Below are 22,502 nucleotides of genomic sequence, written 5' to 3'. Positions count from 1 at the left end.
GATGACACGCTAGGCAGCGATAACGTTTTCGGGCAATTTGCTTTTGATGATTACCATTGCCTTCTACTTGTTGAGACTGGCAGTGAGGGCAGCTGACGCCATCAGGCCAACGTCTCTGACGAATAAACTGGTAGCATTGCTCATCATTTACCAGTTGTTTGATATTGATCATTCTTTGCTTATTACTGACTTAATTTACCCAAATAGACGTGCATAATACATCTTTGGTTGTATTATATGCTACCCCCTAGGAATCCATATAGAGCCATTTCTAAATTCAATTATTGCTACTCTTAACCATCAAAGTTGGTGTGAATACAATTTATCCATAACCCCTTATAGGTTCATGGAGATTCATTACTCAATAGCTTCGCCTAGAAATCAAAGCAATCGCATATAGTTTTCCTTTAAAGCACCTGTACCCAAAGACTACATAATATCCTTCAAACACGCCGGGAATCCATCCAGGGAGGCTTGATTGCCGCTTCCTTGTGGCAAACAGTTTGGCGGCCATTATCCAGCCTTTGTAGTACCCTTAATATATTGAGCTACTACTGCGACTGACTAAAGCGAGATTGGAGTATAATCTCTGATCATCACAGACTCTTTTAATATACGATTGCCTTGGCCTAGAAAACCTTCAGTGTAGGTATATTATTCCAAAAGAGTCAATGCCTGATAGCAAAGTTTACATACCTGTTTTTCTTCAACAATCTCAGTCCCTATACCACCCGGATCATCAGTTTTTTTTATTTTATTGGCTTGCCGATGTTTATTCGCAGAGATTCTAGAAGGATAAAGCTTTTCTCGGGTTTTTGAAGTTAAGAGGAAGGACTTTTCTTTGAAAGAAGCTTGTGCATTACAATGTTGACATATAAACATTAGAAACGGCCAGATAAGATAACCTTCTGGGGTCCGATGTCCAGAAGCACTGTTTAATGGATTTGAGTACAAACTCAATTGTAGTTTTTTTAAAATGTCAATACTATACACAATACGAATGGTTTTTAGGTGCAGCCATCGAGTGACGAAGTCCCATGAGCCTATATTAATAGGTGATTAGGGTGAGGAGTGAAGATAACAAAACCTAGAAATCATTCGTGAAGGGTATAATGTTACAAGTCATTTATGTAGCCAAGCTCATTGAATTTCGTTCGCAACAGTAAAGGCTGGCTCAGGAAAAAGATCATCAAAATAAGTTGATATACAAAAAGCACTTCTCATTTTTTTCAGTGATACTCTGCCGTTCAAGTGATCAGCTTTGAATTGCTATTAATAATAAATAACTACATTTATCTCGACTTTGGCCATTATTGGATACACCTGACAGCTAAAAATAAGCTATTAGAAGCAATAGGTTAGAATTACTTCATATCATGGTTTTTGTTTGACATGAGTTAATTCAGGTTATAACCATTAACAGTATTGCTCTACCTGCAATGCCTTAGCCTCTAAATGGCCAAAGTCGAGTTTATATAAAATTAATTTAACCGCTTAAGTATACGATGTTGGAATTCTAAATGAATGTCACCCTGAAAACGATGATTAATAAGGGATACGGAATACCAATAGGGTCCTGACTGAAGATTTGGAAGGGAGTAGTTTTCTTGCGCTTTGGCACGGTGATACCATACAAGTTCATAGCTTGTGGGTTTCATTACCATAGCTTTGATTTCTTGCTGTGGACAAACTGACAGAGCTTTAGTTCTTCCTCCTTCGACCATGTGCCAATCATTTCCCCGCCAAGCAATCCACTGAATATTATGTAGTGGTGCTAATAAAATGCTCCCTTCCCATTGTTTTTGAGCAGTAATAACTGCTATTTGATATACCCCACCATTTATTGATTTTACTTGCTCCTCTGACTCACCATAAAAGCTTCGCTTCTGCTGAGTTACTTGATTAATTAGCTTTAAGTCAATTCCAGTGCCCTTTATCGCTATCTGTTGTATGTATTGCTTAGTATACCCTTCTATTTCCCAACGATAATAACGTCGCAAAGGTTCATCCCGCTGAATAACACGAATATCCAGAGACTCAAGCCATGTAGGTAGTTTAGGAGGCAAATCTCGCCCACATTGCTGTTGATACATTACCGGTAGTAAATCAAACCAGTTTGTATATGCTTTTACTGTCTTATCATTCCAAATATCATGCATGGATTGCCAAAACAATAGCATATTACCTTGTAAAATACTTTCATGGGCCTTTGTGAAGGGTGTTTGTTGACTGAACCAGCTTGCAAATACAGCTTGAGAAAAAAATAAGCATACTAACCCCGATAATTTAAATCTTAGGCGCATAACCGATAACCCACTCCTCTAACAGACTCAATAGTTATCCCTGGAATTTTCTTCCGTAACTGAAGTATGTGTGTATCTACAGTACGTGTCGTAGGATAATATTGATAACCCCACACCTCATTAAGTAACTCATCTCTCGTATAAACTCGTCCAGGTGCTCTCACCAATAATGCTAATAAATCGAATTCAGTTTTAGTCAATATTAATGGCATTTCATCCCAGAGTGCTTGACGTTGAGTAGGGAAAAGCTTAAGTGACCGGTAACTCCATTCTAGCTGACTCAATGATCGTAAATTTGCTCTAATGCGCGCTAATAGTTCATTGTAAGAAAATGGTTTAGTGATATAGTCCCTTGCTCCAGCATCTAATCCTGCAACACGCTCATTAACATCGACTTTTGCAGTTAAAATCAATACAGGTACTGCTTTAACTGCTAACCATTCGGGTAGCTTGTCAATGGTATCAACTCCAAAAAATTGTCGATCAAGGATAACTAAATCGGCATTTTTCCATAATTTATTTACCTTCTCCAAATAGTTGCAGGATTCACAGGAGTACCCTTGTGACTGTAAAAAGGTCATTAAATCATTTGCCAATTCAAGATCATCTTCAACTATGAGTAGAGTTGGACGCATTAATTGGTACCTCCAAAACAAATGTTGTTGGTGGTCCCTGCAAAAATAAACGACCACCTGTTTTCTTCATAACTTGACTGACTAAATGTAGTCCTAGCCCTACCCCATGTTGACTATTAAAAGGTTTAATTAATTGAGACAGTTTTCTAGGGTCCAAGTTGCCTTGATCTTGTACCCGAATAATTAAATTCTCTTCTGTACAATATGATTTAACTAAAACCTTACCTTTACCATGATTAAGTGCATTTAGTACTAAATTTTTCAGGCATAATGTAAACCAATAAATATTAATAAATACTGACTTATCATCGTCTAGCTCTAATTCAATATCATATTCACTTAAAGTACCTTGTATAAGTTCATGCCATGACTCACAATATTGCCTCTGCAAATTTGCACCATAATCTAATTGCAAATATTGTTTACTTGCTTCCGCTAAATGACGCAAGTGTAAAGCATCTTGACAAAGTCGGGAAAACCCCTGATGTAAACTCTCTGGCAATTCGTCAAATTGTGCTCGAAATATTTCCACTGTACCCGCTAATCGAGTAATCGGGGTACGTAACTCATGGGCAAGCATCTGCACAATAAACTGCTGTTCTTTAAAATACTTATGTCGAGTAATGGCCAATAGAAAAATATATCCAATAGACAATACACTAAAAATTACTAAGGCAGTATATATCCACACTTCACTTATTGGTTTCTCTACCCAGCATATATTTCCTTCTATAAAACTACATTTTTTTTCTTGGTTGATTGAATGCAGCTCTAAATTAAAAGAGTCTGCTAGTGGTTGCCATTGCTGTCTATGATAAAGACGATACTCGTTGGGAAATTTTACCCATAAGAACTGCTTGCCTAATATCCACTGCGCTGAACTCATTAATGCCAGAAGCTGGTCATCATCAAGGTCGTTTGTATAATAGTCATTATCCAGCTCTCGAATATGCATATATGGCTTTAACATATTAAACTGCTCAGGGTGATCTTTTGCATACCTGTACGCAAAACTTCCTCCTCCAGGGTGAATAAGTATTCCAGAAACAAACCAGCTTAATGACAGTTCTTGCTGCATACACACTGCAGTGATAAATGATTCTGTTTTAGCCAATGGGTTTTCTTTCTTTAGATTAGGTGGTTGAGCACAGCGCTGGTAGTAACGATACAGTACTTGTAACTCTTCCAGAGCATACAGGTGAGTTTGAGGATGCATTTTTTCAGGGTTAAGCTGCACATGGTCAAATTGCTGCAATGCATCAATGACAACCTGGTGCGATGGTACGTAAGAATTCAGTGCCCTATGCAGCTGCTGGGTTGTGCCATTGAATGCAATTGCCGGCAAGCTTGATAACCCGCCAACAACAATCGCCAAAACAGCTAAAGATGAAGAAAACAACAGCTGACGAAAGCTTTTTTTGAATCGAGTCTTCTCAAAGAACCTATTTAACAACTTAGTTACCAAAATTTTTTAAAAAAATTAACACAATCTTGACAATCCTCAACAGCAGATTTGCTTCAATCCTCCAACAACGTGTTTTACTGGAGGTAGTATGCGTAAACATCTACAAATTGCATTTAATGTAATATGGGTATCAGCATGTAGCAATACCTATGCGATAACCTTACAAAACCCGCAGTGGCAAATCGATATTGAACCATCCACTTTTGCCATAACATCAACATACAACTTGAAACCCGTTGTACTATCACATGGCGGTGTCCTAAATGATAATAAAACAGTTTCCCCCCAACAGGTGTCTATCAAACTCCACACTAATAATCAGCTAGAGTGGCAGTGGCCAAAACACAAACTAACGTTTAAGGCAAAACTGAATGGCACTGACCTTCACCTTACCATACAAAGTGCTCATCCACAGTCATTCACTTGGCTACAACAACCCCAAACAAAAGTAAACTCGCTGATACTACCTATTGGAGAAGGAAGCTTCATTCCACTTAATAATAAGACATGGCAAAAATATCTGACGGAAGAACTCCATACCATTAATACTACCCAAGACCTAAAGCTCCCACTATGGAGTCAACAGTACAATCAATTTCAGTTAAACTGGGTGCTTAATAATCCTTTTAATAATCAGTTAGCTTTTATCCAGTCAGAAAATAGTCTCACTTTAAAGTCAGCACATAAATTCACGGCCTTAAGTTTACATGAGCCTGTTGATGTCACAATCAATCTAGATACACAAAAAAATATAGTATCTGGAGCTAAGCTATACCGCACCTATCTAAAGAAAAATAAGCAATTTATAAACTTATCTCATCGCCTAAAAAATCTTAAAGATGGTGAAAAAATTATTGGTGCCAGCCACTTTTATGTTTGGGGTATGACCTTATTCTCCTACCATGACATTAAGAACTGGCCAGGATTAATTTCATGGTTAAATAGTAAGTCAGGTCAAGCTTTTATTAATCAACTAAAATCTGAAGAACAAAAATCAACCCTTAGGAATGTGAAGCAAAGTCTACCATTATGGGAAAAGAAGTGGATAGTTCATGCACTAAACAATGCTTTTATAGAGTCTATTTCTCAGTCTGATAATACAGTTCCATCGCAAATAAAGCATGCCAATGCGACGATCGCTTTGGTAAAGGCAAAAATAGGACTATTTTTGAAGGACAAGAAGGACTGGGGAGATGGTCTTTCAACTAGATTACTCAATCGTCTTCAAAAGTCTGGCCTAAAACGAGCCTGGCTTGGCCTTGATGATTGGCGAGTTGGTTTTTACCACCCTGAAGCTGTACAAAAAGCAAAAGAACTAGGCTATCTGGTTGGTGCTTATGACTCTTATAATACGGTACTTCCTGCTAGTGAGTCTGATGGTAGCTGGATGTCATCTGAAATGGGTGACGAACTTTTTAACAAATGCGGTATCATGCTTTCTGATGGAAAGTGGAAAACTGGTTTTAAACAAAGAGGTCGTTATACCAACCCTGTGTGCTTAACGGATTATTATCAAAAACGTGTCAGCCAAGTCTTAGAATACGCCAAATATAATAGTTATTTTCTTGACGTAGATGCAACCGGAATGGTTTTTGAAGACTATCACCCTGAACATACTATGACAGAAAGGCTTATGGCTTTATCCAGGGAAGCCCGTTTACGGTGGTTTAGTAACCACTTCAGATTACCGCTTGGCTCTGAGGATGGTAATGCCGTTACACAACGCGGTATTATCTTTGCCCATGGATTGCAAACACCAGTTTTTGGCTGGGGAAACCCGTCAATGTTTAAAAATAAAAAATCCAGCTACTACTTAGGGAACTGGTGGCCTGATAACCAACCCAGCCTCTTCTTTAAACAAGCTGACATTCTACCACAGTATAAAACTACTATTTTTGACCCAAGGTTTAAAGTTCCTCTGTATCAAACAGTTTTCCATGATGCCGTCATCACCACACATCACTGGTATTATGATAACTTTAAGTTTCCATCCTTACGTCCTCAGCGTGAACTATTATCTCTGTTATATGCAGTACCTCCTCTCTACCACATAAACTATGAAGTGCTTAATAAGCGATTACCCATTATCAAACAGTTCAATCGCGCATTTTCACCTCTGCATCAAGCATTGGCGACCCAAGCTGTTAATAAGTTTTCATTTTTGAATGAAGAGAGAACTGTTCACTATATTCAGTACGCTAACAATAGTGAAGTATGGGTGAACTTCTCTAATAAACCTTGGACACATAAAAAAATAAACATTCCTGCACAGTCAATGCTAGCGACCTTAGCTAATGGTCAGCTTATTAAGTACCAAGCGCAGTAATCATATACCCCTGTAGCAAATAGTTTGTAAAGTGGAAAGACTGTACCAATACACAATACATGAACTCATTTGCTCTTCCTATAGTAGAAGGCCATTCTTGGCCTCTACTGCTCAAGGCCTTTGCACCAGCTTAAAACCAAACCTCCTAAGAAAGACGTATGATATGCTGCAAAAGCGTTACACAGGCTTTGAACAAAGTACTTCAAAGGAAGATAATTGCAGCTTTCCTGCAGTAGGGGCTGCTCCCTTCACCGAACTCACCACTATCCATTGTTATTTTTTCGATAATATCTAAAATATACATATTTAGTTATTACTTGAATCCGCTATTTATAATCAACTATGGGAAAAATCTAGACCAGTGGAAAAGATATCTATTTTTGTGGATGTACAAAATATTTACTATACAACGAAGCAAGCCTATAACAGAAATTTCGACTATAACCAGTTTTGGGCCTTTGTCTCAGCTCACAGGCAGGTGATCAAAGCGATTGCGTATGCCATTGATCGAGGCGATGAAAAACAAAAACAGTTTCAGAATATACTTAAAGCCATTGGCTTTGAAGTTAAACTGAAACCTTTTATCCAAAGAAGTGATGGATCTGCCAAGGGAGATTGGGATGTAGGCATCACCCTAGACGTTATAGACTATGCTTCAAAGTCAGATACTGTCGTACTTGTTACAGGCGATGGGGATTTTGACTTGCTTGTAAGCAAAGTTAAAAACGACTTCAATACCTCAGTAGAAGTTTTCGGTGTTCCACAGCTTACAGCACGCACATTAATGAATGTCGCTTCAAAATTTATAGCAATTGACGACAGTCTCTTGTTATCACAAAAATAATGAGACTAACTACAACCCTCTTTACACTAGAAACTTTTAACACTTAATTAACTAGATTTACAATCTCGTTGTTTCTTATTTACCAGTTAATCTGTAACCACCTTAACTAACTCATTAAAACCAAAATGTAAATTAGACTTTAGTCTATTTGTTAGTAAAAAATAGATCGAGCATTTCTTATAATTGTTGAGCAACCCATATAAAGCTAATTAACAACTGAAAGTTTACTCTGCTTTATACGAAAATATTCGCAAAGTATATAAAGCTTTTAAATTATAAGTACTGATAAAACAAATTAGCGATACTTTACCGCTTGAACATAAAACAGTTGTTGTGATATCATTTTTAAAATTTACTCACAAGGGCTTTAGTCATGTAAGCTATTCACGCTATCAACATACTCCTTACCCTATAAGTACAAGGTTGATTAGCCAAGATTGTATCTATTAGTAATGGATGTATAGAGTATAAGCTAAGCTTGACCATGTGTTTCGCAAAGGAAGTAACTATACCCAAAACGAAGGGTTTTTAGGGGCGGCCGTCAAGCGATGAAGCCCCCGGAGCTTATATTAATAAGTGACTGGGGTGGCAGTTAAATGCTCCTGCATAAACTGCATTCCCACCATCCTTGGTGGTCAAGAGCGCTGACAACAAACCCTAAAAATGATTCGTGAAGGGTATATATCAAAAGATATAACACAAAAGTTATTTGATACAGTCTCTTTAATTATATACATAGTGAAGGATTTTTAGTGGGTCTAGTCTGTTAAAAGTAGCAATAGGAACCACACTGTTTTAAACAGCGTTAGCTGAGTCTTCAAGTGATAAAAGTACTGGATCTTAATAAAAATAAGTGTCTGCATGATACTTTTCTAGTTATTGTTACGCTAAAGCATTAACAATAACTAATATTAAGCTTCCTGATAGAAACTAAACAACTTGAAACATATAAAATCAATTTTCCGTATTTTCTATAAACAGGAAGTGTCTAAGAAGTATGACGTTTAGAAAAAATACATCATCAATCACAGCCCAGATGTATAGCTCTTATTATGCAATACATTTATCACCACGGCGTCAAACATATTACCTTGCTTCTAATAAATTATTGTTTTGATTAGTTGCTGTCTTAAAAAAGTTAAGTTATTTAGACTATACCAAAAACGAAGATTTTTTAGCAGGGTTAGCCGCCCCATAAGGGTATGCGCAATAGGTAGCATGCATAGAAATGATCCGTGAAAGGTATTTTATTAATTATATTTAGTTATTTTAAGTGTCGAAAATATACAAATGTAAATACTACCATACATAGACATTCAACCAGATCACTTTATTATCTAGATAGCATTAATATCACAGCATTAATAAGGATAGCTTGCAGTTTTTTATAACGATACGAAAGGATTCATTAATATGATGTTGATAGCAAAACAATTACTTAACAAGCGTGTACTTAACAATCATTATTTAATCTTATTAAAACCTACACTAAAATGAATTTAAAAAAAGAAAATAGCTTTAAGGACGTAAACCCTTCCCCCCATATCTCTAATACAAATGCGGATAATAAATCATCGGGCTTCATAGAGAATGAACAAATAAATAGTAAATGCTTACCTGATCTCCTTATGGAGCAAGTATTAGCATACCCAGATAGAACAGCTGTCATATGTGATAATACAAATCTAAGTTATCGATCACTGGCAGAGAAAAGCTCTAATTTAGCTGTTTATTTACAACATATTGGGGTAATGGTTGATGAATGTATTGGTCTTTTTGTCGACCCTTCATTCGATCTAATGATTGGAGCATGGGGCATCCTATTTTCTGGCAGCGCTTATTTACCATTATCACCTGAGTATCCTGAAGATCGCCTTCGTTATATGATTGCAGATGCAGATTTGAAAGTTATTTTCACTCAAGAAAAGCTTAGAAAAAAACTGTCAAAAATTGCACCACAAAATACGAAAATTATCACCCTGGAAGATGCTGTAGCCTTTACTGATGCATACCGGATAACAAATATATACAATCGATGTGTCTACCTACGCCCAAATAATTTAGCATACATTATTTATACATCCGGCAGTACTGGCAAACCCAAAGGGGTGATGATTGAACATCACAGCATTGTAAATCAAATGCTTTGGTTACGTCATACTTATGCTATAAATCAAAATAGCATTATTCTTCAAAAAACACCCATGAGTTTTGATGCAGCGCAGTGGGAAATTTTAGCCCCTTGCTGTGGTAGCCAAGTTATAATGGGAAGCGCTGGTGTATATCGTGATCCTGAGAGATTGATCAGGATGATTATCCAATATAACGTAACCACTCTGCAATGTGTACCTACACTCCTTCAAGCATTGTTAAATAGTGATGATTGCCAAGAATGCCATTCCCTCAAACAAATTTTCAGCGGTGGAGAAGCACTTTCAAAAAAGTTAGCCCTAGAGTGTAGTCAAGTACTTTCCCACTGTACATTAGTAAACTTATATGGTCCTACTGAATGTACGATCAACGCCTCAGCATATAAAGTTACTGCTGAGACATTAAGCACTAATAAAAGAACGAATGATTTCAACGCAATTCCTATTGGTAATCCCGTTGATAACACAGAATTTTATATTTTAGATAATCAAATGATACCTGTATCTACCGGAGAAATTGGTGAACTTTTTATTAGTGGTAACCAACTTGCACGCGGATACCTCCATCGTCCAGAATTAACCTCTGAAAAGTTTATCGACAACCCCTTTTGTATACATACTAAATTATATCGAACTGGTGATTTGGCTTATTGGAATGCTGATGGCTCAGTTCAGTTTGCTGGCCGTGTAGACAACCAAGTAAAGTTACGTGGTTATCGTGTTGAGCTTGACGAAATTAAACTTGCCATTGAGGCCCATGCCTGGGTACAAAATGCAGCAGTATTCATAAGAAACGATGCCCGCACAGGATTTCAAAACCTTATTGCGTGTATCGAGCTGAATGCACGTGAAGCGGCATTAATGGATCAAGGCATTCATAGCGCGCATCACCTATCTAAAAAAAATAAATTACAAGTTAAAGCTCAATTGTCAAACTCTGGGTGCAAAAGTCAACATGAGTTGACAGGTAAAGATATTGTAGAGTTATCTAACAAACAAGCAACACAGGCACAACGTCATTTAGCCTTTTCAAGAAAGACCTATCGTTTTTTTGAGGGGGGATCTGTAAGTAAAGATGATATACTGAAATTACTCAGTTGCTCTACAATTACAAAAGCAGTAAGTGAGCGCAGCATCAGCTCTCTTAGTTTTCATGAGCTGAGCGAAATATTAAGAAATTTTGGTCAGTATCATAGCCATGAACGACTATTACCAAAATACGCTTATGCATCACCAGGAGCATTATATGCGACACAACTGTACCTAGAAATACATAGTATTGGATCATTAACATCAGGCTATTATTATTACCACCCTGTATATCATCAGTTAATTCTTATCAAAGCAATTGATGGAACAGCTAATGCTCGTATCAAAGTCCATTTCATAGGCAAAAAAAGTGCTATTGAGCCTGTTTATAAAAATAATATATTAGAAGTACTAGAAATGGAAACAGGCCATATGCTTGGCTTATTCGATGCAGTTCTTTCTCATTATCAGCTTAAAGTTGATAATGGCATTTATACTCCTACCGTCAAAGATCATCTGGAGTGTGCCATTGAAGACTACTATCTGGGTTCTTTTGAAATTTATTCTAATTTAAATGCATGCTTTAAAGATAACCTAGATATTTTTGTTCAAACGCATGAAGATAAAGTTTCAGATCTTCCTGCAGGCCTTTATCAATACAAAGACAATCATTCAGAGCAAGCTTATTTAGAAAAAATTGCTGATGATGTAATTCAGAAAAAACATGTTATAGCCATCAATCAACAAGTTTATGAGCGCTCTAGTTTTGGCATTTGTCTAGTTTGTAGAAAAAATTCTGACTGGAGTAGTTATATCCAGTTAGGTCGTAAATTACAACAAATTCAAATGAACGACCTATACCTAGGTTTTATGTCATCAGGTTACAGCTCTAAAACAGGCAATGACTTACCAGCAGCCAAACGCATCACATCAATTCTTAACAGCATTGGAGAAAAATCAGGACCTTCATACTTCTTTTTAGGTGGCCGTATTAGTTTGGAGCAATATAATAGCGAGGGAATGAAAGAGGACGCTATTCACACAATGGGACCAGCGGAAATTCTTAAAGATGATCTTGCTAAACGACTTCCAGACTATATGATACCTAATAGAATCATTATCATGGATGCTCTACCACAAACTGCTAATGGCAAAATTGACTATAAAACACTTGAAAATTCAAAGCAGCTTAATATCGAGTCAGTTGAACGCCCTATAATTCCACCCAAAACTGCGACCGAGCAAACCATTGCTTTAATTTGGAAAAAGGCATTACGCTGGGAATCTGTTTCTATAGAAGATGACTTTTTTGAATCTGGTGGAAATTCCTTAATTGGTGTACAAATAATTAACAAGATTAATAAAACGCTTAACTGTACTTTGCCTTTACAAGTTCTATTTGAAGCCCCCACTATAGAAAAACTAGCAAGACATATACAGTGCGAAAATATGCAACCAATTTCTCGTATTGCTTGTTTATCAAATAACGGAAGCAAAAATCCAATTTTTTGTTGGCCAGGTTTGGGGGGATATCCTATGAGTTTAAGAGCACTTGCCAATCACGTGAAAATTGGTCGACCTTTTTACGGAGTGCAAGCTTATGGTATCAATGCTGGAGAAACTCCCTTCACAACCATAAAAGAAATGGCAGAAGAAGATATAAAATCAATTAGGCAAATACAACCATCTGGCCCCTATACTCTTTGGGGTTATTCATTTGGTGCTCGAGTCGCTTTTGAAGCCGCCTACCAGTTAGAAAAATGTGGGGAATGTGTAGAAAACATTTTTCTAATAGCCCCTGGTTCTCCTAAGATCCAATCACACCCACAAAATATGGATGATATTAGTTTACCGTTCGATCAGTGTGAACAATCAATAACCCGAGACCATTCAATATACAATAATAAGAAATTTTTAACTATTTTATTCTCGGTCTTTTCACAGACTATTACAGGGCCAATACTCGAAGACTGTTTAAAAGTGGTTAATAATGAAGAGCTTTTTGTTTCGTTTATAAGTTCAAAATACAAGCATCTTGAGCCAGATCTCATTAAGAGAATAACTCAAATTGTACGTCTTACTTATGACTTCAAATATACTTTTCATGAGTTAAAAGAGCGCAAGATTAAAGCACCATTAACTATTTTTAAAGCGAAAGGAGATGACTATTCCTTTATTGAAAATAGTAGTGGTTACTCATCAAATCCCCCAGCTATTGCCAATCTAAATGCAGATCATTACGCCATTTTAAAAGAGCCTGGGCTTCAAACATTACTAACCGCAATTGAACAAAGATTAGCCAACCATTAAAACAAAATAGGTGAATATTATGCCACATGTAAATATTAAGTACTTTCCAGTAACTCTTAGCCAAGCCCAAAAAGATGAACTTGTTACAGAAATCACAAGAACACTACAAAAAACATTCGATTGTGATGAGGGCGTTATTTCAATTGCACTTGAACCTACTTCACAAGATGTTTGGAATGAACAGGTGTATATCCCCGAAATTGAACAAAAGAAGAATTTGCTTTGCAAAAAACCTAGCTATTAATTGTTCAAATTAGGAATGACTGTGATTAAAAATTATAAAGGCATCACTTTGGTTTATTGTGATGAAGTAGCTGATGCGCTTGATACTCAAAAACCAGTTGTAGCATTAGAATCAAATGTAATAACTCATGGATTAGCTTATCCAGATAATATAACCACAGCCAAAAAAGTTGAAGCAGCTGTAAGAGCTGGAGGATCAATACCTGCAACGATTGGTATTGAAGATGGCCGCATCTTGATTGGGATGACCGATACGAATATGGAGCGTTTTGCTGCAACCGGAAAAATCCCCAAAGTCAGTAGTAGAGACCTTCCAGTTATTTTGGCTCAAAAAGGAATGGGGGCTACTACAGTTGCATCTTCATTAGTTGCTGCTGAAATTGCAGGAATACCTTTTTTTGCTTCAGCTGGGATAGGAGGTGTACATCGTGGTGCTGAAAAAACAATGGATATTTCTTCCGATTTAATACAGTTCACCCGTTCTAAAGTTGCTGTGGTTTGTGCTGGAGCCAAAAATATTTTAGATCTTAACTTAACAATGGAATTTTTAGAAACTCATTGTGTACCCATAATATCTTATCAATTTGATGATTTCCCTGCATTCTATTGTCGAACCAGTGGAATTAGAAGTCCTCATCGACTAGATGAAGAGGTAGATATTGCTCAGGCCATTGAGTTGCATTGGGCTTTAGGTAATCACAGCTCAATACTCATAACCAGTCCAACCAAAAAAGAAAATGCCATTGATAGCCAGGAAGTTAATGGCGCTATCGATCAAGCCATCTTTAACGCAGAAAAAGACGGTATTAGTGGTAATTCAATAACAAAATATATTATGCATGCAGTAGATAGGGTTACCGCAGGAAAGTCTGCAAAAGCTAACATGGCCGTACTTATTAATACAGCAGAAGTTGCTGGTCGACTTGCTGCTGCTCATGCTCAGTTTCGTCGAGAAGAAGTGCCACCAACAATATGATATATCCTTCACAATGGGTTTAACACATATAAACAGTGATAATATTAAGATAAAATACTATGAGCAAAAATTCAGTTATCTTTGATTTAGATGGAACTCTAATTGACACTCCCCGTGCCATTATTGAAACTTTTACTCAAACATTTTTAACTATGGGCCTAGCTGCTCAAAAAGCTGAGGATATCAGAGCAACAATCGGCTTACCTTTAGAGAAAGCTTTTAGTCGCTTACTAAATTTGCCTGCGGACAATGAGCTTGTTATACAGTGCATAAATCAGTATCAACTACTTTTTAAAGAAATTATTTTACCCAAAGCCAAAACGCTTATATTTCCTGGTGTTGAAGATGGACTAGCTACACTGAGTAAGCAAGAGCTTCCTCTTGCTATTGCCACAAGTAAATTTTATGCAAGCGCTGATGCATTATTGAAAGCAGCAGGGTTACGTGATTACTTTTCTGTTTTGGTTGGAGCTGATCAAGTGAATAACCCCAAACCAGATCCAGAAGCCGGATATTTAACATTGAGAAAGCTAAACAATGCATCAGCAGAAAATGCCATTATGATAGGTGACACAACTCACGATCTTAAAATGGCTAATGCTGCAGGTATGCGATCTATTGCTGTTACCTATGGCATTCATAGCTTACCAGTACTTAGATCAGCTAATCCAACATGGATTGCTGACACATTTACAGATGTAGTCAATATCATTACTGAGGCTTTTCAACTAAAAAAAATCGAGGCTGTAATACTGTGATTGATCGTTTAAAAGATTGGTTGTTGGCCATTGCCGGAGGCGTGCTACTTGCACTCATGATTGAGTATAACAGCCTCTTAGCGAAACATACGACACCTTATATTGCTTCATGGGTAGCCCATGGGATGGGAGCCATTGTGGCCCTCGTGCTTGTTTTTTTGACCATGATGGCATTACGCCCCAGACAAAAGGAAAACAAAAGCCCCCCTCCTTCAAAGTTACCCGTTTGGTTTTACTTAGGAGGCATTCCAGGTGCCTTCACAGTTGTTTTAGCTGCTATTGCAATTAATGGTAGTCTTTCATTATCTGAAGCCATTGCCCTAATGCTTGTAGGTCAAGTTATCTTCGGTATGCTTTCAGACCATTTTGGCCTTTTTCTCGTGTTAAAGCGCCGTATTATTTTAAAAGATTTCCTCGTAGTGACATGTGTCCTTACTGGCAGCGCAATGATTATTTTCGGGAGGTAAAAAAGATTGATTCTTTTTATTTTTTTAGCTCTATTAAATGGGATGCTAATAGGCTCTAGCCGAGCAATTAATGGTCAACTAAGTGCCAAAATTGGTCCATTTAAAGCCTCTCTCTGGAATCATATTATTGGCTTTATATTTCTGACATTAATTTTGATCGTTATGGGGCAGTGGCAAGTAGATAACCCAGCTGATATTCCATTTTCAGCCTATCTGGGAGGGTTCTTTGGCGCACTGTTTGTGGCTGTCAGCAGCTACGTTTTTCCCAGATTAGGGGCAATGAATGCAGCCATTCTGGTTATCAGTGGCCAAATGATTTCTGCTGTTTTCATCGACTGGCAAAATACAGACTCATTACCTAGCTTATTACGTTGTTTGGGTGTCATTGTTGTATTATTAGGAATTTATTTATCCAGACTACCGAACATATCAAAAAATAAGGAAATAACCAATGACTGACGATAAGTCAATTATCAACAAACTTTTAAATGATAAACAATACCATATTGAGTTTAATGGCCATCTCACTAATCATGTAAAACATGCTGTTGTCGCACTGGCAGGTATGAATATTCCAGCTCAGAAAATAAAAGATTATTACGAAAATTATGCCAAATTGACAACCTATGGCTTTGGCCTTGAGCCCGCCAGGGCTTCAAAATATGTGATATCAGAAGAGAACTGGAAGGATTTCTTAGGACAACGCACCAGCTTTTCTGCTTACTGTGATTTTTTTGATTTACAAGTAAAAAAGCTAGGCTTAGATACTGTACTTGACAAGTATATGCCAACACTCCTATCTGGGTGGGCAGGTGCATTCACTCACGCTACGATTCACTTGGGTTGGGCCCTCGATATAAAAAGCCACTGGATGGCAGTTGAAGGGTTGGCCTATATGGCATACTCCTATGTTTCTTGTAACCCTCAACGAGCAGCCATTAATCGAGAACAATATACGAGCGAATCACCATTTGACTCATTACTGCGAATTACAGCTTACTGGAATAATCACTCTACAGAACTGACTGATTGGGTTGAGACTCTTGTTTCAGACACTGAGTCAGATAAAGCTGCAGGTATTCACCCAGAACTTATTAGGTCTGGTTTACAGTATCGAATCGCAAAACTGCTTAAGGTAGGCCACCCATTAATCTATGACCTTCCTGCCTGGCTTGAAAGCAAAGATACTTCATCAGTATGGAATCAACTGTATTATACTGTTTCACTTTTATACTTAGCAAAACCTGGTGATTTTGTATTATTACATCTGATCACCTCACTCCATGCATTGGAGAAAATTGCACAGCATTTACCTATAGAGCAAACTAAGGACGTTATTAAGTGCTATTGGGTCGGTTTGCTATGCGTTCTATTTTCCCGTGCAGACTTTCCTAAACACAAAAAACTTGAATCCCTGCATAATACATTCAACAAGACTAAAGATGATATTGAGAATGAAGCATGGAAACATGTCTGGGAACAAACGATAGCTCGTTCTTTAGAAGAGGAAGAAGAACATAACCCTAAACTTGTCTATGTCCTTCAATTAATGTGGGAAAGAAGTAAAGGACTATCTATTTACCGAGCAGCTGCAGGTCAGTTTACAACAACACCTGAGCTTCCTCCATCTTTCGAAACGCCTCCTACAGAATAAAAGTCGTCAGGAATTTATAATGTCAAACTCTACAACATATGACATAGATAAATATTTACAAAAAAATGTGCATGTATTGCCTCAGACCAATCAATTGCGAGCATTACATACAATAATTAGAAATCGTCAAGTTTCACGAGAAGACTTCGTGTTTTACTCAAGCCGAATTATTCGCTTGTTGATTGAGGCTGGACTCAATTTATTACCTTTTGAGCCACTTGAAGTGGAAACACCTGTTGGCAATACTTATAATGGTTTGCAGTTTGCGTCAAAGTTATGTGGTGTTCCCATTATAAGAGCCGGCGAAAGTATGGAATCTGAATTACGCGCTGTTTGCCCTGCTATTCGTATTGGCAAAATACTCATCCAACGGGATAAAGTAACTAAACTACCACATTATTATTACTCAAACTTGCCTGAAGATATTCATGAACGTCATATTCTCATGCTTGAGCCAATGCTTGCTACAGGTGGAAGTGCAAAAGCAGCTATTCAACTCCTATTAGATAAAGGTGTACAAGAAGATAAAATTATTTTTGTAAACTTTATTACTGTTCCAGAAGGTATTCATGCTGTCTGCAGCAAATACCCAAAAATTAAAATAGTCACTTCATCTATAGAAGAAAAATTAAATGAAAATGCCTTTATGATACCTGGAATTGGTGATTTTGGAGATCGTTACTTTGGAACCGTAAACTAATTATTTTTGAACAGAAATAATATATTAGCGGGGTTAGTCTAGTATGTTAAGACTAGCAACGCTAAAAATCATTCGCTGTGGGTATAAATACAGGTATTTTTAGATCTGCGTACACAACACAGTTATACTTTAAATTCTTTTACCAGCATTTCTAATTTATCGGCTAAACTTTCAACATTTTTTCCTGTTTCCAGATTTTTATTCGCTTCAGCAGCAGTGTTTTTGGAAATATCACTTACCTTCACAATACTACTATTTATACTATCTGATGCTATTTGCTGTTGTTCCGCTGCTGCTGCAATATGCGTATTCATTTCATTTATTTCTGAAACTGCATCACTAATTTGTGATAGTGCATCATTTAAACGAATAACTTGATCTTTGTTTCCTCCAGCTCTTTCAGCAGAACGCTTCATTAATGAAACGGCTTCCTGCGATCCTGATTGCAAACTTTGAATCATTTGCTGGATTTCAAGCGTTGCATCCTGTGTGCGCTGAGCGAGTGTTCTTACCTCATCTGCAACCACTGCAAAACCTCGTCCTTGCTCTCCAGCCCGAGCAGCTTCAATTGCAGCATTTAGCGCCAGAAGATTGGTTTGCTCAGCAATACTACGAATAACGTCTAATACTGCGCCAACCTTTTCACTATCAGTAGCTACCTTATCCATGGTAGATTCAGTTTCCGCAACTTCTGCAACAAGTGTTTCGGATGATTGAGAGGTTTCATGCGCAACCTGAATACCTTCACTACAAAGCAAATTAGCACGCTCTGTAGATTCAGCAGCAGAACTCGCATTCTGAGCCACTGACTGAGCCGTTGCATTCATTTCTGTGGATGCTGTTGCTACCTGTTGAGATTCTGTTTGTTGTAACATTACACCTTCTGCTGTGCTCGCACTTAGCTGCGCCATCTGTTTTGCTGAAGCTTTTAACTCTACAACAGTTTCTATTATGTGCCTCACTGTATGGTTGAATTTCCCTAACATTCCATTAACAGCATTAGCTATTCTTCCCACCTCATCCTTTACGTCAAGCTCTATGCTTTTACTAAGGTCAGAACTTTGCTGAATAGTCAATATTGATTCCTCAAGCTTAGTAATTGGTTTCGTAAAAAATTTCGATACAAACAGGCTGAATAAATAAGCTAATACGGCAAATACCAGCATGCTAGCAATGCTGACCTGCAAGATAAATGAACGCAACTCGTCGGCTGGTGCAAAGGCTTCTGTTTCATCAATTTCACTCATAATAGCCCAGTTTAACCCTTCTATATTGAGCGGAGCATAAGCAGAGAGTACATTTACATTCCGATAGTCTGGGAAAATCTGAAACGCGGTTTCACCCGCTATAGCTGCATGGGTACCCTTTGTTTTCACCGGCTGTAAACCAATAGTTGTCTTCTTCGATAAAATCGTATTAATAATCGACTCTTTTATACCAACTGATAACAGCGCTGCCTCATAGCCTGATTGATCTTCCAATAAAAAGCGGCTTAAACTACGCATAGTATAATCAGGTCCTACAAGGTAAGTTTCACCTGATTTACCCAACCCAGCTTCTACCCATTTTTGGTTATATGTCATAATTGTATTAATTCGATCAATTGGCATCTGAAATATCAAAACCCCTATACGTTGGCTTCCATCAAATATTGGTGTAGCGATAAACGATGCAGGATCTTCATAAGAAGGTGTATAACTAGCAAAATCAGTTAAATATACTGTTTTCTGCGATGCATTAACGACTTGTTTAAAAGCCTCTCCAATCCCTGAGTTTGCATAAGGCCCTGTTTTTATCGATGTTGAGTAGTCCAATTCTTTGAATACTGAATAAACGATATCCCCAGTATCATAATCAACTAAAAATATGTCATAGTATTCAAAACGTTGTAAAAAATCTCTTATGTGAGGATGGAATTTTGCGTGAACTTTAGCATATGTTGTATTATTCTCCAAAGTGACTAGCTTATCTTTTTCACCTAAAGGATTTGAATTTGATTGAATAAATGCATACTGAAGCGCAATTGAGTCATCATCTAACCCACTCAATAATTGGTTGGTATTTGACTTTTTGCCATTATTTCTATTGCCGTATTCGTTATTATAATCTCTCGTATAATACTGGCTTAAGGATTCTTTTAGCGTACTTACATCTGTGATACCTGCTTCACTTCTGTAAGCCTTAAATGCACTATTAAAATCGTTCATTGCATTAATGATCATACGATCATTTGAAAAACTTAAAACTTGGTTACGGATTGTATTAAAGTAATCTTCAATTTGCTGCTTTTTAATTGTTCTGATTGATATCAATTGTTCTCGTGCCTGAGCTTCCATCGTCTTTCGTGCAGTCTTGTAACTTTCTGAGCCAAGCACTAAAGCAAGTACTATTAGCGGAATAAGTGCTACACTAAGTAATATAAACGTTAGTTTAGTACGAATACTTTTCATTATTAGTCATCAACTCCAGTTAAAACTACTTTTATGATCTTAGTATTCTTTATGAATTAACTATATGGGCACTACTTAAAACCATTTACTTTTCACGAATAATCTATATGCATACTATCTATAGTGCTTACCCTAATAGGCCAGCTAGCACTTTTAAAACAGCTATCGCTGTTATTGCAAATTTTAAATATGATAACTACATTATATGCGCATTACTGATCTTTTCTATCATTATTACTACCAATAATTTTTTCTCAGTTTGCACAAACTGTCTACATATATCGTTCCCTAATTGTCACTTTGTTTCTTATCTAAATTTAGTTTTTCTGTTCAGCAACACTTACAGATAGACTTCAATTTAGAAGAGTTATTTTTAGATATAAAGCATTCGAATATACTTATAGCCAATTCTAAATCATATTCTAAGGGACTAGACTATGCTCTCAACACTCACACAAGAAAAAAACACATTAAAGGATGACTTTCTTGTAACAAAAACAGTCATATTGAGTGGCACAGACCATTCAAAAAAACGAAAAGAAATTCTTAATTATTTCCACAATAGTTTCTCACTTTATGAAAGTATTTTTGAATGTTTAAATAACGAGAGTGCATTTTACACCCGACCCAATCCGTTACGTCATCCATTAATATTCTATTTTGGTCATACGGCTGTATTCTTCATCAATAAGCTCAACGTGACAGGGTTAATTTCAACTCGCATTGATCCTAAATTAGAGTCAATGTTGGCTATTGGTGTTGATGAAATGTCTTGGGACGACCTTCACGATGAACATTATGACTGGCCAACCGCAGATGAAGTTCGTGATTACCGGAAAAAGACACGCACACTAGTGGACCAGTTTATTCGTACAACTGATTTTACTTTACCAATAGATTGGCAAAGTCCAATGTGGATTATCTTAATGGGCATCGAACATGAACGTATCCATTTAGAAACAACATCCGTACTTATTAGAGAGTTACCTATCCAGTGTATTACACCTCACCCTATATGGAGTAATATTTGCCTCACCAGCAATTCCCCTCCTAGCAACGAGTTACTACCAGTGATTGGTGGAGCAATCACTTTAGGTAAGTCAAAAAACAATCCACTTTATGGATGGGATAACGAGTATGGAGCGTTTCATACTTACGTCGATAATTTTAAGGCCAGTAAATATCTTGTATCAAACAAAGAATTTTTTGATTTTGTAACTGCAAATGGGTACAACCAGAAAGAATATTGGGATAAAGAAGGTTGGCAGTGGGTTCAGTCTCGAGAGCACAAACTCCCCAGATACTGGCTAAAAGTGGGCGATAGGTTTAAATACCGAACGATGTTGGAAATGATTGACATGCCTTGGGATTGGCCAGTTGACGTGAATCACTATGAAGCAAAAGCATTCTGTAACTGGAAATCATCTGTTTTAGAAAAAAATATACGCTTACCTACAGAGGCTGAATGGTATACCCTACGAAAGCAAGTAGATACAGATCAACCTTACTGGAATCAAGCACCTGGCAACATTAATTTAGAATATGAAATGTCAGCTTGTCCAGTAAATCGCCATGCTTTCGCTAATGGTTTCTATGACATAATTGGTAATGTCTGGCAGTGGACTGAAACCCCCATTGATTGTTATGAGGGTTTCAGTGTTCATCCTGCTTATGATGACTTTTCAACTCCAACCTTTGATGGGAAGCATTTTCTCTTTAAAGGCGGTTGCTGGATATCAACTGGCAATTATGCAATCAAAGACTCACGTTATGCTTTTCGGCGTCATTTTTTCCAGCATGCAGGCTTTCGATATGTAGAAGCTCCCCCCCTGCCTAAGCCCTGTTTAAATATTTACGAAACTGATGCGATGGTTTCTCAATATATTGAATTTCATTATGGTGAAACCTATTTCGCTGTTTGTCAAGATAGTTGTCGCATCAACCAACCTACACTAATGATTTAGCATTTGATTGTTATCAGGGTTAAGCCAAACCCTTTCAATTCGATTCCAATTACGTGTTTGACCTGTCCAGCGTCTTGGATTGGCCAATTTTGCTTTTTCATATACCACCTTACGGTTTTCCAAAATAGCGTGGTCTTTGCCTTCATGGCGTGCTTGAGGGGTCACAAACTGAATCCCACTATGTCGATGCACTTGATTATACCAAGTCACGAAACTTAACACCCAAGC

At 37.3% G+C, this 22,502-nt stretch carries 17 protein-coding genes and 1 pseudogene; 11 read left to right on the top strand and 7 right to left on the bottom strand.

Translation table 11 applies throughout. The annotated features are described in order from the left end of the window. The 5 genes from F607_RS36095 to F607_RS0116055 all read right to left on the bottom strand — a co-directional run. Nucleotides 1–172: transposase (locus tag F607_RS36095; protein ID WP_169719811.1), on the bottom strand; the 172-nt coding region annotated here is incomplete at its 3' end. 482 nt (nucleotides 173–654) lie between these two features. After that, the gene (locus F607_RS0116070) at nucleotides 655–882 is read right to left on the bottom strand and encodes a hypothetical protein (protein WP_027708913.1); all 228 of its coding nucleotides are present in this window, start codon (nucleotides 880–882) and stop codon (nucleotides 655–657) included. A 599-nt stretch (nucleotides 883–1,481) separates the two neighbouring features. Further along, the gene (locus F607_RS0116065) at nucleotides 1,482–2,303 is read right to left on the bottom strand and encodes a DUF2861 family protein (RefSeq protein ID WP_027708912.1); all 822 of its coding nucleotides are present in this window, start codon (nucleotides 2,301–2,303) and stop codon (nucleotides 1,482–1,484) included. After that, nucleotides 2,294–2,938 carry a response regulator transcription factor gene (locus F607_RS0116060; protein WP_027708911.1) on the bottom strand — a complete coding sequence of 215 codons (645 nt, stop codon included), beginning with the start codon at nucleotides 2,936–2,938 and terminating at the stop codon, nucleotides 2,294–2,296. Before F607_RS0116060 ends, F607_RS0116065 begins: the two co-directional genes overlap by 10 nt. Further along, nucleotides 2,913–4,391 carry an ATP-binding protein gene (locus F607_RS0116055; RefSeq protein WP_157365498.1) on the bottom strand — a complete coding sequence of 493 codons (1,479 nt, stop codon included), beginning with the start codon at nucleotides 4,389–4,391 and terminating at the stop codon, nucleotides 2,913–2,915. Before F607_RS0116055 ends, F607_RS0116060 begins: the two co-directional genes overlap by 26 nt. Nucleotides 4,392–4,491: 100 nt before the next feature. Here F607_RS0116055 and F607_RS0116050 point away from each other — a divergent pair, with 100 nt between their 5' ends. The 10 genes from F607_RS0116050 to upp all read left to right on the top strand — a co-directional run bounded on the left by F607_RS0116050 (nucleotide 4,492) and on the right by upp (nucleotide 17,860). Beyond that, nucleotides 4,492–6,729: a glycoside hydrolase gene (locus tag F607_RS0116050; RefSeq protein WP_051311552.1), complete on the top strand. Its 2,238-nt coding sequence runs from the start codon at nucleotides 4,492–4,494 to the stop codon at nucleotides 6,727–6,729. A gap of 361 nt (nucleotides 6,730–7,090) precedes the next feature. Further along, entirely contained in the window at nucleotides 7,091–7,573 is a 483-nt protein-coding gene (locus tag F607_RS0116045; RefSeq protein WP_027708908.1) for a LabA-like NYN domain-containing protein, read from the top strand. A 1,493-nt stretch (nucleotides 7,574–9,066) separates the two neighbouring features. After that, the gene (locus tag F607_RS0116040) at nucleotides 9,067–13,062 is read left to right on the top strand and encodes an amino acid adenylation domain-containing protein (protein WP_084611279.1); all 3,996 of its coding nucleotides are present in this window, start codon (nucleotides 9,067–9,069) and stop codon (nucleotides 13,060–13,062) included. A 19-nt stretch (nucleotides 13,063–13,081) separates the two neighbouring features. Beyond that, entirely contained in the window at nucleotides 13,082–13,306 is a 225-nt protein-coding gene (locus F607_RS0116035; RefSeq protein ID WP_027708906.1) for a tautomerase family protein, read from the top strand. Nucleotides 13,307–13,327: 21 nt separating this feature from the next. Continuing rightward, complete coding sequence (locus F607_RS0116030) at nucleotides 13,328–14,281, top strand: pseudouridine-5'-phosphate glycosidase (RefSeq protein ID WP_211233654.1); 954 nt, start codon at nucleotides 13,328–13,330, stop codon at nucleotides 14,279–14,281. Nucleotides 14,282–14,340: 59 nt separating this feature from the next. Beyond that, nucleotides 14,341–15,039: an HAD family hydrolase gene (locus tag F607_RS0116025; protein ID WP_027708904.1), complete on the top strand. Its 699-nt coding sequence runs from the start codon at nucleotides 14,341–14,343 to the stop codon at nucleotides 15,037–15,039. After that, a complete protein-coding gene (locus tag F607_RS0116020) occupies nucleotides 15,036–15,506 on the top strand; it encodes a DMT family transporter (protein ID WP_027708903.1) in 471 nt (156 codons plus the stop codon). The genes F607_RS0116025 and F607_RS0116020 overlap by 4 nt, the downstream gene beginning before the upstream one ends. Nucleotides 15,507–15,512: 6 nt before the next feature. Further along, nucleotides 15,513–15,965 (top strand): DMT family transporter, encoded by a 453-nt coding sequence (locus F607_RS30075; protein ID WP_038291596.1) that lies wholly within the window; start codon nucleotides 15,513–15,515, stop codon nucleotides 15,963–15,965. Next, nucleotides 15,958–17,160 carry a questin oxidase family protein gene (locus F607_RS0116010; protein WP_038291595.1) on the top strand — a complete coding sequence of 401 codons (1,203 nt, stop codon included), beginning with the start codon at nucleotides 15,958–15,960 and terminating at the stop codon, nucleotides 17,158–17,160. The genes F607_RS30075 and F607_RS0116010 overlap by 8 nt, the downstream gene beginning before the upstream one ends. Before the next feature lie 19 nt (nucleotides 17,161–17,179). Then, nucleotides 17,180–17,860 carry a uracil phosphoribosyltransferase gene (gene upp, locus F607_RS0116005; RefSeq protein ID WP_084611278.1) on the top strand — a complete coding sequence of 227 codons (681 nt, stop codon included), beginning with the start codon at nucleotides 17,180–17,182 and terminating at the stop codon, nucleotides 17,858–17,860. Nucleotides 17,861–17,982: 122 nt separating this feature from the next. Here upp and F607_RS0116000 read toward each other — a convergent pair whose 3' ends face one another. Continuing rightward, nucleotides 17,983–20,310: a methyl-accepting chemotaxis protein gene (locus F607_RS0116000; RefSeq protein ID WP_038291593.1), complete on the bottom strand. Its 2,328-nt coding sequence runs from the start codon at nucleotides 20,308–20,310 to the stop codon at nucleotides 17,983–17,985. 437 nt (nucleotides 20,311–20,747) lie between these two features. On the opposite strand from F607_RS0116000, the gene ovoA reads away from it, so the two are divergent. Continuing rightward, nucleotides 20,748–22,274, top strand: coding sequence for a 5-histidylcysteine sulfoxide synthase (ovoA, locus tag F607_RS30070; RefSeq protein ID WP_051311551.1), 1,527 nt, complete (start codon nucleotides 20,748–20,750; stop codon nucleotides 22,272–22,274). Here ovoA and F607_RS30065 read toward each other — a convergent pair. Next, nucleotides 22,263–22,502, bottom strand: a pseudogene (locus tag F607_RS30065) (IS3 family transposase); the annotation flags it as partial. The gene ovoA and the pseudogene F607_RS30065 sit on opposite strands and share 12 nt — an antisense overlap.

This window comes from Zooshikella ganghwensis DSM 15267, assembly GCF_000428585.1.
Classification (GTDB): Bacteria; Pseudomonadota; Gammaproteobacteria; order Pseudomonadales; family Zooshikellaceae; genus Zooshikella; species Zooshikella ganghwensis.
This window is presented reverse-complemented; position numbering and strand designations above follow the sequence as displayed.

What these genes read in the sequence shown, in the direction of transcription:
- upp (WP_084611278.1), top strand. Translation starts at nt 17,180, where the DNA reads ATGTCAAACTCTACAACATATGACATAGATAAATATTTACAAAAAAAT.
- F607_RS0116060 (WP_027708911.1), bottom strand. Translation starts at nt 2,938, where the DNA reads ATGCGTCCAACTCTACTCATAGTTGAAGATGATCTTGAATTGGCAAAT.
- F607_RS0116010 (WP_038291595.1), top strand. Translation starts at nt 15,958, where the DNA reads ATGACTGACGATAAGTCAATTATCAACAAACTTTTAAATGATAAACAA.
- F607_RS0116000 (WP_038291593.1), bottom strand. Translation starts at nt 20,310, where the DNA reads ATGAAAAGTATTCGTACTAAACTAACGTTTATATTACTTAGTGTAGCA.
- F607_RS0116025 (WP_027708904.1), top strand. Translation starts at nt 14,341, where the DNA reads ATGAGCAAAAATTCAGTTATCTTTGATTTAGATGGAACTCTAATTGAC.
- F607_RS0116070 (WP_027708913.1), bottom strand. Translation starts at nt 882, where the DNA reads ATGTTTATATGTCAACATTGTAATGCACAAGCTTCTTTCAAAGAAAAG.
- F607_RS0116040 (WP_084611279.1), top strand. Translation starts at nt 9,067, where the DNA reads ATGAATTTAAAAAAAGAAAATAGCTTTAAGGACGTAAACCCTTCCCCC.
- F607_RS0116065 (WP_027708912.1), bottom strand. Translation starts at nt 2,303, where the DNA reads ATGCGCCTAAGATTTAAATTATCGGGGTTAGTATGCTTATTTTTTTCT.
- F607_RS0116050 (WP_051311552.1), top strand. Translation starts at nt 4,492, where the DNA reads ATGCGTAAACATCTACAAATTGCATTTAATGTAATATGGGTATCAGCA.
- ovoA (WP_051311551.1), top strand. Translation starts at nt 20,748, where the DNA reads ATGCTCTCAACACTCACACAAGAAAAAAACACATTAAAGGATGACTTT.
- F607_RS0116035 (WP_027708906.1), top strand. Translation starts at nt 13,082, where the DNA reads ATGCCACATGTAAATATTAAGTACTTTCCAGTAACTCTTAGCCAAGCC.